At 38.9% G+C, this 14,644-nt stretch carries 23 protein-coding genes; 16 read left to right on the top strand and 7 right to left on the bottom strand.

Annotation, left to right across the window (positions count from 1 at the left end):
* Window positions 1–3 precede the first annotated feature (3 nt).
* From C1A40_RS03025 to C1A40_RS03000, 5 genes are all read left to right on the top strand, one after another.
* Window positions 4–321, top strand: a complete 318-nt coding sequence (locus C1A40_RS03025; protein WP_102994616.1) for a hypothetical protein — start codon at window positions 4–6, stop codon at window positions 319–321.
* 177 nt (window positions 322–498) lie between these two features.
* Window positions 499–1,062, top strand: a complete 564-nt coding sequence (locus C1A40_RS03020; RefSeq protein WP_102994615.1) for a KilA-N domain-containing protein — start codon at window positions 499–501, stop codon at window positions 1,060–1,062.
* Complete coding sequence (locus C1A40_RS03015) at window positions 1,059–1,301, top strand: hypothetical protein (RefSeq protein WP_102994614.1); 243 nt, start codon at window positions 1,059–1,061, stop codon at window positions 1,299–1,301. Before C1A40_RS03020 ends, C1A40_RS03015 begins: the two co-directional genes overlap by 4 nt.
* 10 nt (window positions 1,302–1,311) lie before the next feature.
* The gene (locus tag C1A40_RS03010) at window positions 1,312–1,512 is read left to right on the top strand and encodes a hypothetical protein (protein ID WP_158651254.1); all 201 of its coding nucleotides are present in this window, start codon (window positions 1,312–1,314) and stop codon (window positions 1,510–1,512) included.
* Window positions 1,513–1,950: 438 nt separating this feature from the next.
* A complete protein-coding gene (locus tag C1A40_RS03000; protein ID WP_102994611.1) occupies window positions 1,951–2,196 on the top strand; it encodes a hypothetical protein in 246 nt (81 codons plus the stop codon).
* Between the two features lie 27 nt (window positions 2,197–2,223).
* Here the strand turns inward: C1A40_RS03000 and C1A40_RS02995 are convergent, their stop codons facing one another.
* Together C1A40_RS02995 and C1A40_RS02990 are read right to left on the bottom strand one after the other, a co-directional pair.
* A complete protein-coding gene (locus tag C1A40_RS02995; protein WP_102994610.1) occupies window positions 2,224–2,679 on the bottom strand; it encodes a hypothetical protein in 456 nt (151 codons plus the stop codon).
* Window positions 2,676–3,224, bottom strand: a complete 549-nt coding sequence (locus tag C1A40_RS02990) for a hypothetical protein (RefSeq protein ID WP_102994609.1) — start codon at window positions 3,222–3,224, stop codon at window positions 2,676–2,678. The genes C1A40_RS02995 and C1A40_RS02990 overlap by 4 nt, the downstream gene beginning before the upstream one ends.
* Window positions 3,225–3,250: 26 nt before the next feature.
* Here C1A40_RS02990 and C1A40_RS02985 point away from each other — a divergent pair, with 26 nt between their 5' ends.
* Entirely contained in the window at window positions 3,251–3,490 is a 240-nt protein-coding gene (locus tag C1A40_RS02985; protein ID WP_102994608.1) for a hypothetical protein, read from the top strand.
* On the opposite strand, the gene C1A40_RS02980 is transcribed toward C1A40_RS02985, so the two are convergent.
* The 5 genes from C1A40_RS02980 to C1A40_RS02960 are packed head-to-tail and all read right to left on the bottom strand — an operon-like array spanning window position 3,467 to window position 8,698.
* Window positions 3,467–5,026: a phage head morphogenesis protein gene (locus C1A40_RS02980; protein ID WP_102994607.1), complete on the bottom strand. Its 1,560-nt coding sequence runs from the start codon at window positions 5,024–5,026 to the stop codon at window positions 3,467–3,469. The two genes, C1A40_RS02985 and C1A40_RS02980, sit on opposite strands and share 24 nt — an antisense overlap.
* A gap of 23 nt (window positions 5,027–5,049) precedes the next feature.
* Window positions 5,050–6,267, bottom strand: a complete 1,218-nt coding sequence (locus C1A40_RS02975) for a phage portal protein family protein (protein WP_102994606.1) — start codon at window positions 6,265–6,267, stop codon at window positions 5,050–5,052.
* A 1-nt stretch (window position 6,268) separates the two neighbouring features.
* Entirely contained in the window at window positions 6,269–6,724 is a 456-nt protein-coding gene (locus tag C1A40_RS02970) for a phage protein Gp36 family protein (RefSeq protein ID WP_102994605.1), read from the bottom strand.
* A gap of 1 nt (window position 6,725) precedes the next feature.
* Complete coding sequence (locus C1A40_RS02965) at window positions 6,726–8,255, bottom strand: P-loop NTPase family protein (RefSeq protein ID WP_102994604.1); 1,530 nt, start codon at window positions 8,253–8,255, stop codon at window positions 6,726–6,728.
* Window positions 8,255–8,698: a phage terminase small subunit-related protein gene (locus C1A40_RS02960; RefSeq protein WP_102994603.1), complete on the bottom strand. Its 444-nt coding sequence runs from the start codon at window positions 8,696–8,698 to the stop codon at window positions 8,255–8,257. The genes C1A40_RS02965 and C1A40_RS02960 overlap by 1 nt, the downstream gene beginning before the upstream one ends.
* 182 nt (window positions 8,699–8,880) lie before the next feature.
* On the opposite strand from C1A40_RS02960, the gene C1A40_RS02955 reads away from it, so the two are divergent.
* From C1A40_RS02955 to C1A40_RS02910, 10 genes are read left to right on the top strand one after another with little or no spacing between them, the layout of a single operon-like run.
* Window positions 8,881–9,855, top strand: a complete 975-nt coding sequence (locus tag C1A40_RS02955) for an HK97 family phage prohead protease (RefSeq protein WP_102994602.1) — start codon at window positions 8,881–8,883, stop codon at window positions 9,853–9,855.
* A gap of 3 nt (window positions 9,856–9,858) precedes the next feature.
* Window positions 9,859–10,755 carry a hypothetical protein gene (locus tag C1A40_RS02950; protein ID WP_102994601.1) on the top strand — a complete coding sequence of 299 codons (897 nt, stop codon included), beginning with the start codon at window positions 9,859–9,861 and terminating at the stop codon, window positions 10,753–10,755.
* A 35-nt stretch (window positions 10,756–10,790) separates the two neighbouring features.
* The gene (locus tag C1A40_RS02945; RefSeq protein WP_102994600.1) at window positions 10,791–11,141 is read left to right on the top strand and encodes a phage holin family protein; all 351 of its coding nucleotides are present in this window, start codon (window positions 10,791–10,793) and stop codon (window positions 11,139–11,141) included.
* Window positions 11,131–11,595 carry an N-acetylmuramoyl-L-alanine amidase gene (locus C1A40_RS02940; protein WP_199287736.1) on the top strand — a complete coding sequence of 155 codons (465 nt, stop codon included), beginning with the start codon at window positions 11,131–11,133 and terminating at the stop codon, window positions 11,593–11,595. The genes C1A40_RS02945 and C1A40_RS02940 overlap by 11 nt, the downstream gene beginning before the upstream one ends.
* A complete protein-coding gene (locus C1A40_RS02935) occupies window positions 11,592–11,936 on the top strand; it encodes a hypothetical protein (RefSeq protein ID WP_102994598.1) in 345 nt (114 codons plus the stop codon). Before C1A40_RS02940 ends, C1A40_RS02935 begins: the two co-directional genes overlap by 4 nt.
* Window positions 11,937–11,957: 21 nt before the next feature.
* A complete protein-coding gene (locus C1A40_RS02930) occupies window positions 11,958–12,326 on the top strand; it encodes a hypothetical protein (RefSeq protein ID WP_102994597.1) in 369 nt (122 codons plus the stop codon).
* Between the two features lie 17 nt (window positions 12,327–12,343).
* On the top strand, window positions 12,344–13,570 hold the full coding sequence (locus tag C1A40_RS02925; RefSeq protein WP_102994596.1) for a DUF2586 domain-containing protein: 1,227 nt from the start codon (window positions 12,344–12,346) through the stop codon (window positions 13,568–13,570).
* Between the two features lie 7 nt (window positions 13,571–13,577).
* Entirely contained in the window at window positions 13,578–13,991 is a 414-nt protein-coding gene (locus C1A40_RS02920; RefSeq protein ID WP_102994595.1) for a hypothetical protein, read from the top strand.
* Window positions 13,991–14,293 carry a hypothetical protein gene (locus C1A40_RS02915; RefSeq protein ID WP_102994594.1) on the top strand — a complete coding sequence of 101 codons (303 nt, stop codon included), beginning with the start codon at window positions 13,991–13,993 and terminating at the stop codon, window positions 14,291–14,293. The genes C1A40_RS02920 and C1A40_RS02915 overlap by 1 nt, the downstream gene beginning before the upstream one ends.
* 11 nt (window positions 14,294–14,304) lie before the next feature.
* Window positions 14,305–14,541, top strand: coding sequence for a hypothetical protein (locus C1A40_RS02910; protein WP_206748207.1), 237 nt, complete (start codon window positions 14,305–14,307; stop codon window positions 14,539–14,541).
* Window positions 14,542–14,644 lie beyond the last annotated feature (103 nt).

Here is a 14,644-nt window from a genome sequence, read left to right as displayed (position 1 = left end):
ATTATGAGAAAACTACTTTTAATTTTTGGTTTGTTGGCGTTCTTTAGTTGTACAAGTTCAGAACCTAACGAGGCAAATGCGAAAAACGCAGCTAGATCTGCAATCATCCAAAAGGTAAAGAATCCAACAGATTTAAAATTTCACCACAATGAGGTTATTTCTAACCTTGGTTATAATACGTTTCAGTATCAAGAAACTATTAATGCAACTAATGGTTTTGGGGGTTCTATAAAGAAGAATGCAGTTGTAAAAGTAAAATGGATAAAAGGAGATGCGAGTGAAGTGTCTAGTTGGATAATAGAAGATATATATATCTATTAAAATATTTTTGTATGTTTGCATCGACTGTTAACAAATTTACATAGATGCATTTCAAACAGAAAGCACTTAAAAAACACCCAGAGGGCACATATCGTGAGAGTGTGCGGACTTCTTTTGCATCGCAAAATTTGTTGACAGTCACCTCTGGGCATTTTTATTCATCTAAATTTTTGTTTTATGACTGTCAACAAAAAAAACAGACCAGCTCCGTCTCAAACTGAGCAAAACTTCACGCCTGTACAATTTAATTACGAAGGCAAGAATATTGATTTTAAAGACCAAAAAGGTTCTGTTTTGGTTAATGCTACTCAAATGGCTAAGCTATTTGGTAAAACTCCTAAAGATTGGTTACGATTACAATCTACTGATGAATTTCTTAAAGCTTTGGAAGAGAGTCAGAAGGCAGATGTGCCTAGTGGTTTGTTTCAAGAAGATGGAAACTTAGTTCAAGTAGTAAATGGAGGTAATAATCGAGGTACATGGATGCATGAGGATGTTGCCTTAGAGTTTTCGCGTTGGTTGCACCCTAAATTTGCTATTTGGACAAATAAGCATATTAAAGAATTGTTGTTGAAAGGAAGTACAGCAATTTCGCAACAACAAAAAGGTTATCCGCCCTTGCCCCCTAAACGTAACCATAATCGTCTTACAACAACGAGATTATTAGACATTATGGTAGATGTGGCGAAAATTGATGATGCCGATATACGTTTAAGTTTAACCAAAAAATTAGGGCTATGAGTTTCGAAAAAGCAATACACACCGATGCGTTAAAGCAATATAAGCCAAGCGGCATACGCAAGCGATTTTTAGTTAGCGAAGGCGATTTGTTTCAGTTATACAAAGAAATAACCCTTATACGTGCTAAAGAAGATCGTGAGCGTTTAATGGCCGATTTTAAAGCTTTGTTAAAAGAAGCTCAAGCAGTAACATTAACAGTTAAAGAGCAGGAAGGAGGGCACAATGGTTTATGTAAATAATAACGGTAAGTTGTGTATAGAATTTAATAACAACGCAGGCACGCCACAAGAGCAATACCACGAGTTAAGGGCTGCTATTTTAGACCTCGCTAAAAACTACGACCAGGACACCGGGCAAGACACTTCGCCAGTATGGTATGCTTTAAGTTTTCTGGAACAGCTAGAACCTACCTTGGAGCAAGCCCAACACTTTTTAAAACCATTAGAATAACTATTTAAACCACCCTAAAGCAGGGTGGTTTTTTTTATTCTAGTTTTAATCATTTATTAATTCCAATCTGATAGTCGAAAAGATGTGAGAATTATCAGTGCAGTCGCTGTCTAGTCTCACTAAAGCTTGCCCTTTAATCTTGGATAAATACCTGTGCACTTCTTTTCCATGTTTGTCATACATCGTGTTCCAAACGTCTTCTTTTACAAATTCAATGATGTAACCTTGAGGTTGGTTGCATAAATGATTTACTTTAATTCTCGAGCCTTCGCTCAAAATATTTTTATTCATATTAAAAAATTTTATTACTAGTATTAATTCACTAGTAATAAAATAATACTCCATAAAATCCAAAAAGTAAACCTGAGCGAGAAAAAAGTTAGTTTGTGGTGTGTGGGTTTTATTGCCCCATGTTAAAAAATTGGCTATGTTTGTATTATGGCACACCGTCAGTCCCAAAAGCTCGGCATCCAAAAAAACAAACTGCTACGTTACCAAAAAGTGTTAGATTATTACAACGAGGTTAAAAACCCCGATATTCCTACTACGGTAATTTGGCGCAAGTACATATACCCTAAATTTGCTATTTCTAGAACCACGCTTTACGAGATCCTGGGCACGCCTGTTGTTAAACAGCTTAAAGATATTCAGGCTTTTGAAGATAGCCAAATTAGTATGTTTTAGAGATTCTTCACTTCGCCTTGAATGATATTAAACGTTTGTCATTCCTAAACTATAAACCACTGTATATTCCTGGACACCATCGTCGCGTTTTACTCTTGTAAATCCTGTGCGGGTTAGGGTTCCGGTGTTGCTGGTAGGTCGCCAGCCTTGTAATATTTTGTGTATGTCTTCTTGTAACTCCCAAATATTAAAGGCGGTGTCTTTTTGTAATTGTGGAGCGCGTCCGCTACTATTGGTTAGTTTTAGGTTGGCAATGGTTAAGCTTACCTGTGTTAAAGCGGTTTGCCTGTTAATGGGTGTAGCTGTTTTGTCTATGCCAACATTATCAAACTGGGCATTGCTAATGTCTATCAATACACAAGGCCATTGCACAGGGAAATTTGGACTGTAGTAATCCAATTGCCCCCAATCTTCATCAACATATTTTATCGTGTTTAAACTTGCTATTCTATCCTGAATGCTTTTAATAATTGGCTCTATCATGGTTTTAAATTGCTTTTAATATGTTGTTCCATCTCTTTAAGGTTTAGATCGACTATTTTGCGTATATGCAAATCTACTTGAGGATGCCAACCAATAAACTGGCGTTGTTCTACCGTCATTTTTGCACCTACTTTTTGCAAGGCTAAGGCTTTCCATTGTGCGGCTTCTCCTTGTAATTTTCGGTTGCGTTGGGTATTGGCTGCGCCTTTGCTTTTAACATTGTAAAGAACACCGCCTGCAGCTTTGTAATGCATCGCCCAAAAAAAGCGTTTCATTTTTTCGGTAACAATTATCTCACCGCCGTCATTATGTAACCCCATGTATGGTAAATTACTACTCCAGTGTATTTGTCCGTTTGTAGATTTACTTTTTATACTTCTACGTCCACGACCTGAGCGCAACATCATAGAGCCACGGGAGTTTTTAAGCTTGGTTTGTGGCCACTTTCTATCAAAGAACCCCTTACGTTCAAAATTACGGTCGAAGGCTTGCGATAAGTCAACTTCTACGTCTTTAGTGATGTTATTTAGAAAATCCTTAAACATATTTTATATTTTGTATATTTGTGCTTATGGACGTATTACAAAGCGATTTAAGAACTACTACTATTTTCGACCTTACCGATGATGTTAAAATCATTCGTGAGGAATTTGGTATTGAGTTTTCTAAAGACGAATACCTCCAGATGGCCAGTATCGAAACCCGCATTAAAGATCTTTTAGACTTCGCAGATCTTACCGAAAACACAAAGCTTAAAAGTGCCATCCAAAACGCATATAAAACTGAGTTATCTTCTTTTGGTTTTGAGTAATTCTTTATTAGCATTTAAGTAGGTTTTATAGTGATCTTCCGAGCTTCGTAATCCATAAGAGATAAGAGATCTTATATTATTTTTATTTAGCTTATATGTGCTGTGTTCCGCAATAGCATTTATTAATCCTTCGGCTTGTATTTGGTAATTCTCATTAATTAAGTGCTTTTCTACAGCATTAATAATTTTAGTTTTATCACCTTTTACAAAGTCAATTAATGTATCGTAGTTTCTAACCATGGTATTGTACCCTGTATTACTACGATTATTCATTAAGGATTTGTTTTCGAGCTTTCCACCAAGATTTTTCATGAAGTCCGGGAGGCGTTTTCTACTAATAAACTCGTTAGCCAGTTCCATGTATCTTACTTGTAGTTTTGTCATTCTCACATTACCAACTTTGTTACTATTGTGTAGTATTTCGTGGTGCATGGTAGACAAAGCCGTTTCTTGCTCTAGTGTGGTTTTTAAACCTTTTTTAATGTGGTTAATTCCCGCTTTAACCTTATCCATTATTGGCTTGGTTAAATACACATCGCCTTGCATATAGGTGTACCCGTTAACACCTCTTTTAGAGGTTGTTTTTACATGCTTAAAGCCTTTAGCAAAATAACTAGGGTGTTTCTTTGCAAAATCAGCAAAATGATTGTTGACGTCTGCGGTTGTTTTAAGCTCTTTTATATTTAGTTTTTCGGTAGAGGCTTTTGCCTTTTTCGCACCCGCAACTTTGTTGTAAGGATGATCTGGGGGAAATACCACTTTTTGTTTTCCAGCGTTAAACCTAAATATCTCCAGTTTGTTTTTACCGTTTTTGCCTATTTGGGTCGTAGCTTTTTCTCCGCGCTTTAGAGCTTCTTTGCTATCGTCTCTGGTATTAGTAGCAGCCAAAACTTCTACGGTGGTACAGCGACAGCGCCAACCATTAGGAGGGAAAAACTTATCCCAAAAAGTATCGTCTTTAGGTAAAGTAGTATTATGTAATGCTTCGTGTGATTCCCTTACCTTATCATCTGCAGCTGTACGATATTGCAACCAATAACGCTCACTTGTATTAAAGTTATCCCAACGCTCAGCCATTTGCACGCTCCCAACTGCAAAATCGTATTCAGCCTCCAGATAATTTTCGTTGTAATTGCTTTTTAGTTTTGATACATCGTTACTAAACGCGGCAAAGCTTTTAACGGTTTTATCTTCGGTTAGTAGAAGTCTAGACGCTTCAAACAGCTGCGCATGTGTTTTTAGTCCAGAAAATAAAAACACGTCGTTTTCAAGACTCTTAAGCATACCTGAAGAAATATCGTTATCCTTAAATGCCCTGGATAGAATGCCGTTGGTTTCAAAAATAAGATCCTGGTACGCTTCCACCTCGTTTAGATCGTTTGGGTGGTAACTGCCTTTTTTATGCAAGGCCTTATAGGCGTTTTCGGCTACTTTTAAAAGTTTTTTAAATGGGTTTGCAGCAAGGTTTAAAACTTCTGATTCATGCTTGCATTTATCGCACTGGCAATCGTACAGAAAATCTAAACGGGTATGCAATGCCCCAAAATATGATTTGGGGCTTAGTCGAAAAAATCTAAACCAAGATTTAAATTGTTTTGATTTGGTATTTCTTTTTTTCCTAACACTTTAATGCCAAACTTCTCGGTAATCCACTCGGTGTCTATCTCGTAGTTTTGTGAGGCTTCGTATGTCATTTTCCAAAGTTGTTCCAGGTCTTCGGTTTGCTCGTACTCGTAAACCAAATCACCTTTTAACACGCCAAGTTTAACTAAAGCCGGTATTACTTTTGTGTTCCATTGTTGCTCTAAATATTGCAGGTCGCTATCTATAAGCGTTTGTAGCATGTCTTGGGCGCTTTCGTCCTTACTACGGCTACCGTTTTGGGTGTCTTGTCCAATAACAGCCCCACTTATAAGCAATGAAAGCTCGTTATTACAAAGGGTTATTAGGTTTTTATAAACATCTCCAGAAGTGGATACACCTTTGGCAAACTCGAAACTTTCACTTTCATCGATAATAAACCAAGCAGCAGCACCCATGTCGGTCATCATCTTTTCGGCACGTTTTACCATGGTAGGATCTTGGGTGTTTGTTTTCATGTACCGTGGCGGAATACCGTAAATCTCACACAACTCGCTCCAACAACTTTGTGCAAAACGTTTAAATAGTACATGAGGGACGGCATTGTTAAATAGACCATATTCGGTTTCATCTTCCCCAAATTCTAAAAGCCAGGTGCCGTATTCTGAAGTATCTCGATATAGTATTTTTTTGTCTTCCGTATAGTCGGGATATACAGCCCCAAAGCGTGGGTCTACATTGGTACGCGGTATAAGATTTACCTTTAATGCGCCCTCCTCATTAAATGAAAATTCTATTAATGAATGTTTTTTATACTTACTGTCTAGTATATACGTGTTTATGGCATTGGTGAAGGTTGCATTATTAAGCAAGTCGGTTTGTTCCTGGTCTATGTCTGTACCCCCTTTTTTCTTTAATAAAATGGGCTCTTTAACCGCTTTTAAAAGACGGTTTTTGTATTGTGATGTTAATAAAGCATCTAGCCCAATTTCGTCTAATAGCTGGTGGAACAAATACCATTTTGGGTTATCTTCCAATTTAGTCATTTGTAGTGCTCTATTCCAACTTTTAATATCTTGACGAATACGTGCCACAGCTTTAGGTACAATGCTTGGGCTAATGGTTGGTTTTTTGGCGTTGGTTTTTACATTTGCCAAAGTTGCGTGGGTTGCTTTTCCTATACGTGCGTTTTGCATACTATTCGTGATTAAATTTTAAGCGTGAGCCATAACTAAAGGGTTGGCGCTCATCGGCATCTAAATCGGTTTGACTTAATTGAGGTAAGGTGCTAAGGTTTACGCTGCCGTCACGCAAATCGGTGAGCCATGTAATACTTCGGTCGTAACGCTCCTTGGCTTGTTCGTAAATAATATCGGCATTACAAAGCTCGACGATCCACCATTTAGCAATTGTTACGGCATGTTTTACTATTAAGGGGTTGCGGGCAGCATCTTGCGCGCTCAAAATGGCATCTACATCGTAACGTAAGCGTCCATCAAAGTTTTCTATACGGTTATTGCCACTTAGGTAACTTCGTACTTCTTCTTCGGCTGCAGCCATAGCAATGCTTACAATATTGTTATCGCCTTCGGTAATTTGGTCTATCTGATAGCCATAAATTCCGCTTTCTAAATCTTGCTCAGTTAAAAACATATTAATAGTGTCTTGATTCCCTTTGCCCGAAGGCGTAGGATGTTAATTTTCTAAGTTGTCTGTTTATAAGCTTCCAAACACCGCCTTCCAACATATCGGGACCATCCATTACGGTAGCTTTTTCGCTTACGCCCAACATTTGGTCTCCCATACGGATCATGTGCGGGTTTAGCTTTTCAGCAATATTGAAAATCAGGTTACCCAAACGGTTTAAGGGTTCTAGTGTTCCTTCAATCCTGAAAAACTTATCGGGCTTTTTACGTTTGTCTTCAGTAACAGGAAGGGTAAAACCAAAAGTTGCTGCCTGTTGGTAAATTAAAGGCAGTAATACTTGTTGGTAATGTGGGTCCTGAAGTGAGTTGTTTTCAATGGAAACACGTAAGGTATCGACGCCTTTATCTTTACAATATTGATACGCCTCGTATAACCAACTTACAAACTTGGCGTTGCTTGTTTGTTCTAACCAAACTTTATACAGATAGCATTTACGGCCTTTACGCCCAATAATACCCACCGATTTATAAGAGGCTTGTTTGTTGGTTCCGCGGTCTTTGTTAGAGGTGGACGGATCAGCATAAATTTCAACTTGGTCGCAGTATTTTAATGGCGGACATTTGCCGTAGGTGATTTCCTTGAACGTATCGCCTAAACTAATCGGGTTATTGAAATACTCCTTTTGCGCGGCACGCCACGAGATTTTAGATAATACACGATCGATAAGTTTTTCTGTGTTTTTGGCTGGCCATGTGCTTTTACCGTTTTTATCGCGAATGTTTACAATGTCGTGGTGATCGGCCTTTTTAGCCATTTCGGTAATACAACAATATTTAGCAATAATATTACCTGCAGCAATCCAAAGTAAGGGGTTAGATGTAGAACGGGTTGGGTAAAGTGCGTCTTCAATCCATTCCATTTTATCCTTTATACGCTGCGGATTCCTACACTCTTCATCCGTATCAATATCATCTACAAGTATCACGTCTGGACGTGCGGCATCATTTCGGGTTCCACGGGGGCTTTGTCCTGCGCCCAGAGCTCTAAAGCTTGCGCCTTTTTTGGTGATAAACTCACCAGCTTCCCAGTTTCCTAAACTTTCCTGTTCGCCGTAATCGTTTATAATACGGTTGTTGCTTTCTAATTCGCTTTTATACGGTAATAGCAAACGTTTGGCGTTGCTTTCGGAATTTGAAACTAACAAGGTATTGCGTTTTTTACCTGTAAGGACCAGGAACAAAACAACCAACATGACGCTAACGGACTTGGCAAGCTCACGCGCCCAAGAGATTACCTCGTACCATTCGGCATTTTTTAAAACACGTTTAAAAAAGTCGCGGTGAAACTTAGCGGACTCCGACGTGCAATAATGCGGAAAATAATAAGCCTTCCATTTTTCGGGGTCGGCTTCCTGTTCTGTTATACGCTTCTTTTTTTGCGCAGGGGTTTCGTTAAGATCTACGGGAGTGGCCTTAGCCGTATTCTCGCGATACTGTTGCCATAGCTTTAAAAACTTTTTGTCTTCGGCTTTACTCATTATTTCAGTTTGGCATTAATAAAAGCATCAAAAACAGGGATAAGCTTTTTGTATAAATCGAAGTCCATAGGCTTCACAAAGTCAAGGAAGGAGGTTGCAACTTCGTAAACTTCGGCTATAGAGGTTTCGGTTTCCAAGCGTTTAATACTCGTTGTGATTACGGCGATGGTATTGGACTCTTTTGCTTCGGCAACTTTAATATCACGACTTTTAATATCGTCGTTTAGCCATTCCAATTGGTCGTATAGGTCGGCAATCAATTTTTGTCTGGTTACCATTAAGGACTTACGTAACTTATCCCATTCCTCATCCTTTATCCATTTGCCCACGGTACCAGGACGCACATTAACACGATCGGCAATCTCCTTAATGGTGAGTTTTTGCGAGGTGTCTATATAGAGCATTTTAGCATACTCTTTAGCCTCTGTTTTCTTTAATCCCATATACTAATGTTTCGTACAAAAGTGGGTTTTTTGTTAGCTCATTTCAAAAAGCTGTAAAGCAGGTTTGCAACGTTGTAAGTCTTGTAAACACTAGTGTTAAGCGTATTTACAACTATTTGTAAAGGGTTGTGGTATGGCTAATATTTGTAGTCGCAATTAGTCATAATAATTAAAGCGCATTTATGCCAAAAACAAGATTTGTCTTTAACGACGAAGCCCAAAAAAACAGCTACGGATTCTTTATCCCTACAAGCGGTATTGACCTAACGAGGTTTACTAAAAACCCGATCATGCTGGATTCTCATATTAATAGCACAAGAGCGGTTATAGGTATGTGGGAAGACTTTAAAGCGGATAAGGGTATTTTATCAGGATTGCCGGTATTTGATAGCGAGGATGAGTCCGCGGCTGTAATTGCGGGAAAAGTAGAACGCGGCTTTATAAAAAGTTGCTCTATGGGTGTGCGATTTAATCGCGACGACTTAAAATTTGTAGCAGGTGAATTGGTGTTAGAAAAATGCGAACTCTACGAAGTGTCTATAGTAGCCGTCCCGAGTAACGCTAATGCGATTAGGTTATATGTAGATGATAGCGATACACCACTTAGCGAGCAGGAAATACAAAACTTATGCTTAGCGGTACAACCAGTAACAGGTGCTGAAGTCATTCCCCCAACCCTAAATAATTTAAATACAGATATGAAAATCACATTAACATCTGCTGCGGCCTTAGCATTAGGTTTTGCAGCTACCGAGTTAGAGCATGAAGCTGAGGCAATCAGTCAAAAAGTCGTGACTCTTGAAGCTGCTAAGAAGTCAGCTGAGTTAAAGTACAACGCCCTAAAGCAAGCCGAAGAAGCCAAAGCTTTAGAAGGCATCAAAAACAAAGTGCAATTAGCACATAAGGCAGGCAAGATTAACGCCGATAAAATCGACGAGTTTGTAAACCTTGGTATTGCTAACGAAAGTTTGCTAGATAGCACGCTAGAAGCTATTCCTGCAAAGGCAAGTTTATCTGCTCAGGTTACAGGTGGCGAAGCTGGATCAGGCGAAGTGAAAACCGTAGAGGATTTTATGAAGCTAGGTCACGAAGCACAGTTAGCCTTTAAAGCTGACCAGCCTGAGACTTACAAACAATTATTCACCCCAAAACAATAAAACATGGCAGGAAATTTTCCAGAAATTTGGCTAGGTAGAGTTATTGACAACCTTAAAAAAGGTGACGTTGCTCCTTGGTTAGAAGGTATTGCTGAAATTGGTGTTAACCCAATTACAATTAATGAAGGTACCATTACCGAAAAGCAAAAAATATATGTGCCGACTACTGATTTTGATGTAGATGTATTGATTAACAATACCACTTACCCAATTGATGTACAGGTGTACGACGATGGTACTATTGAAATTACTTTAGATAAGTACCAAACTAAAGTAACGACCCTATCGGACGACGATACAATGGGAGCATCTTACGATAAGATTGATACCGTTACAAACTCGCATACACGTTCTATTAACGGCGATAAGTATGATAAAGCATTGCATTCTATTGCACCTGCTTCACATACAGCAGATACTCCGGTGCTTCAGACTTCAGGAGCGGACGACGGAACTGGGCGTTTACGTTTAACCTATAACGATTTGGTGGAAGCCAGAAGAGCCTTCCCTTACAAAGGTGCCAGATTGGTATTGTCTAACGATCACTGGAACGATTTACTTTTAGATCGCGACCGTTTTGGAAACCTATTGGTTGACTACAAAATGGGGCAACCAGCACCAGTAATTGCAGGCTTTAAAATTTACAAGTTCGAGGATGGTACGCATCCCCTTTACGATAACACAGGTGCTAAAAAAGCCTTTGGAGCGGTGGCAGCTGCAGGCGACACCGAAGCTTCTGTAATGTTTGCTGAAAGTGGTATTGCTAAGAAAACGGGAATTACTAAACAGTATTTCTTAAAAGCAGAAAACAACCCAAGAACACAGGCTAACGAGTTGAACTATCGTCATTATTTCATCGCAACGCCTTACCAAGCCAAGAAAATCGGAGCTATTAGATAAACCCCCAATTCTATCAAACCTAAAAAGGCTACTGCATGAGTAGTAGCCTTTTCTTTTTAACCATGAGAGAGTTAATACTTGAACTAGCAGAAAAATTCGGACTATTTGCCTTAGGAGGTTTAATAGGCGCGATTATACACCGATTTAGAAACAAAATGAGCTTAAAGAAATTTATAAGCACTTTGGTTGTTTCGTCATTTATGGGCTTATCGGTAGGTATCCTATTAAACAATTATTTGCAAGCTCCAGAGGAAGTGGTGTTTGTTGCTTGCGCTTTAGCAGGGGTGTTTTCTAACGATATACTTAACGAGTTTCAAACTATTATTAGCTACGCTAGTGATTGGGTTAAAATAAGACTAAGAGTAAATAATGAAGATGAAGCTTAAATACTTAGTTATTCATTGTACAGCAACTCCAGAAGGACGCGAAGTTACCAAAGCCGATATTGAGCAATGGCATTTGGTTGGCCGTGGCTGGTCGCGTGTAGGGTATTCCGATTTAATACAGTTAGATGGTGCTTTGGTAAATCTTCAGGAATTTAACCAGGACGATCTAGTAGATCCTTGGGAGGTAACCAACGGCGCAAAAGGCTATAACAGTAAAGCGCGTCATGTAGTATATGCGGGAGGTTGCGAAAATAAAGCAGGATTACCAGCAAAAGACACTCGAACTAAAGCACAATTAAAAGCCCTTGAAACCTATGTTAAATTCATGGTTTTACGCCATCCCGAAATTAAAGTAATTGGACATAACCAAATAGCGGCAAAGGCTTGTCCTAGCTTCCATGTACCAAGTTGGTTAAACCATATAGGAATTAATTCTAAAAATATTGGATTATGAATTGGAAAAACACAGCCGAAAATTTAGCCTTAGTGCTTATCAGCATTTTAGTAGGTGTAGGTATCGGGTATTATGTGTCTATACAAGTAGCCGAAACCATGTTAAACAACCAAAAAGACATTATAGTTGAAGCTATAAGAAAAGAAACTACCGCTATAAACAACACGGTTAAAACAGAAATTAATAAGGTTAAAAACCGTAAAGGTGAACCGATTAATATAGTTGTAGAGCCTTATAGTAATAACGAGCTCGATATTAAAAAAAACATACAGGACAGCACCCCAGCACCTGAACCAAAGCGGGGTTTTTTCCGTCGCATTTTTGGCGGTAAACCAAAATAAACCTTAAAACAATTATAGATTATGAGTACAGACAAATCCGTTTTTAAGCAACATCCACACTTAAAGAGTTATCATGAAACTGCCGACGGGACTAAGTTTTTTAAACCAGAACACGCTAAGCTTCATGCTAAATCTTTAAAAGATAAGGCTATTAAAGAAGTAAAACGTCCTGTTTTAGAATCTGTGGAAGTGGTACTGGAAGAGTTAACACCAATGCAGAAGGCGAAACTTCGTGTGAGAGATATAAAAAAGTTAGATACGGTTGAAGCTGTAAAAGCAGCTTTGGAAGGAGAAACGGCGAAAACTGTAATTGAAGCTGGAGAACAAAGGATTCGAGCAATTCAAGATGTAGATGGTGTTTTAAATACATCAGTAAACGAAGAGGAATAACAATCTAAACTCACAATATGTTACCAGGAATAGATATAAAATTTAGCAATGGCAATATTGGCACTGTAGTGCCTTCTGCCGATGGCGTTTTTGGTTTGTTAGCCTCGGCAGTTGCTGTTGCAACTAAATTTGAGCTAAACACTCCTTATGTGCTAAAGGGTATGACTGATGTGGCCAGCCTTGGAATAGTAAATGATACCGATAACTATGTGTTGTACCAGTGGCTTAGCGAATTTTTTGCTGAAGCTGGCGAAGGCACCGAGCTTTGGTTGATGGGATTCCCAAAAACCGATAAGGTTAGTGATTGGTTTACACAAGATGTAGGGACGGGAATAACCCCAGTTGAAGGCTTGTTAGATGCAGCAAATGGAAAGCTAACCGCTTTATTTACGGCATTTTCCCCAGATGGCTCTTATGTACCAACGGTAAGTAATGGTTTTGATGACGACATTGCAGATGCTAAATCAAAAGCGCAAACTTTAGCCGATAATTACACGGCTACGAAGTATGCCCCATTTTATACCATATTAGAGGCTTATGCTTTTAACGGTACGCACACCGATTTACCTGATTTACTTACCGAAAGTAACGATCGTGTAGGGGTGTTTATTGGTGCTACGCAAAAAAGAACTGGAACGGTGACTACTATGGGAGCTACTACCAGTGTATTAGCTGGGCGTTTAGCCAGTACCCAAGTTCAAGAGAGTCCTGGTAAGGTTAAAAATGGGCCATTAGCAAACTTAACGGCATTTATAGTAGATAAAGCAGTAGAGGCATACGACGTAGAAAGTTTGCACGATAAAGGGTATATCTCCTTTAGAACCCATGTAGGTAAAGCTGGGTATTACATAACCGATGGGCGTTTAGCAACTAAGGCTGATGACGATTACCATTACATCGAACGTCGTAGAACTATAGACAAAGCCTTTAGAATTGCGCACGATATTGCTAGTAACGAAATACTAAACGATTTCGATTTAACTAACGAAGGTAAAGTAGATCCTATTTATGCTAAAGATGTATCTGGACGTATGGAAACGGCTATTGCTACACAAATGACTGCTAGAGGTGAATTATCAACCGATAGTAGTAATCCTAACGATTTAGGAGTGCAAGCAGCTTTTAATCTCGATGCTAATGTAGCCAGCACAAACAAGATTGAAATTGTTTTAAAAGTGAGACCTAAAGCCTATGCACGTTGGATTGAAATTGTGTTGGGCTACGATGTAAACCTAAATTCATAAATAAAACATGGCATTTAATTCAAGACAATACGAGTGGGCAGATCTCACTTTAATATTAGGCGGTCAGGATATTACCGGTATTAGAGCGGTGAAATACACCGAGAAAATAGAACGCGAACCGTTATACGCTAAAGGACGTTATCCGCACGCTATACAAAGTGGAAACATCGCTTTTGAAGGTGAAATTACCCTTTTGCAAAGTGATTATGAAGCTTTAGTACGTGCAGGAAACGGCAGCGTGTTAAGTTTAAGTTTAGATGGGCTGTTTGCTTATGGTAATCCAAGTGCTGGTGATGCCATACAAACCGATCGTGCCATAGGTATTCGTTTTACCGAAGCGGCAAAAGAACTTAACCAAGGTGACAAGTTTATGGAAATAACCTTGCCTTTTATATTCTTAAAACTTAAAAATCAAGCATAATGGCTGAAGAAGTAACACAAGAGCAAATAGACGATTGGAAAGCGAAGTACGGCGATTGTATTTGGCGTATTCCATTAGAAACTGGTGAAGCTTGTTATGTGCGTTCTCCTAGAATTAAAGAAATAGAAGCGGTTCAACCCTTATTGCAAGCAGGTAAGTTTATTACCTACAATACAACGCTTTTTAAAACCTGTTTTTTAGGAGGTGACGATGTAACAGGAAACGAAACAAAGCTTACTGCTGCAGCTTCAAAAATGATGGAAACGGTAGAAACTGTTTCCGCAGGCCTGGAAAAGCTATAGCGGGTAGTTCTTTGGAGTGGGTGCAAGACACACCTACTCCAAAAACTACTCGAAAATCCAATAACGTTTCAGAAAAAGAGTGGTGTAAGCTCATGTTTGAATGGACCAGTTGGCTACGTCAAACAAACATATCTCTAAGGTATTATTTAAAGATAGATCCTTACACACTTACGGAAAAAGAATGGGCAATGCGTGTAGTGGAATTGCAGTGGATTAGGCTAGAAGAAAACAAGCAACACCAAAAATAAGGTACACTAAGCTCCAGATAAAAATTAGCGTATAGGCAAATACAGGTTTTGCCTGTTTTATGTTAAAAGCAATAACAAAGGGAAAAACAGGTAAAGCCAATAC

Source organism: Tamlana carrageenivorans, from assembly GCF_002893765.1.
Lineage (GTDB): Bacteria > Bacteroidota > Bacteroidia > Flavobacteriales > Flavobacteriaceae > Pseudotamlana > Pseudotamlana carrageenivorans.
Note: the sequence above shows the minus strand (reverse complement) of the source record. Positions and strands in the feature narration are given on the sequence as shown.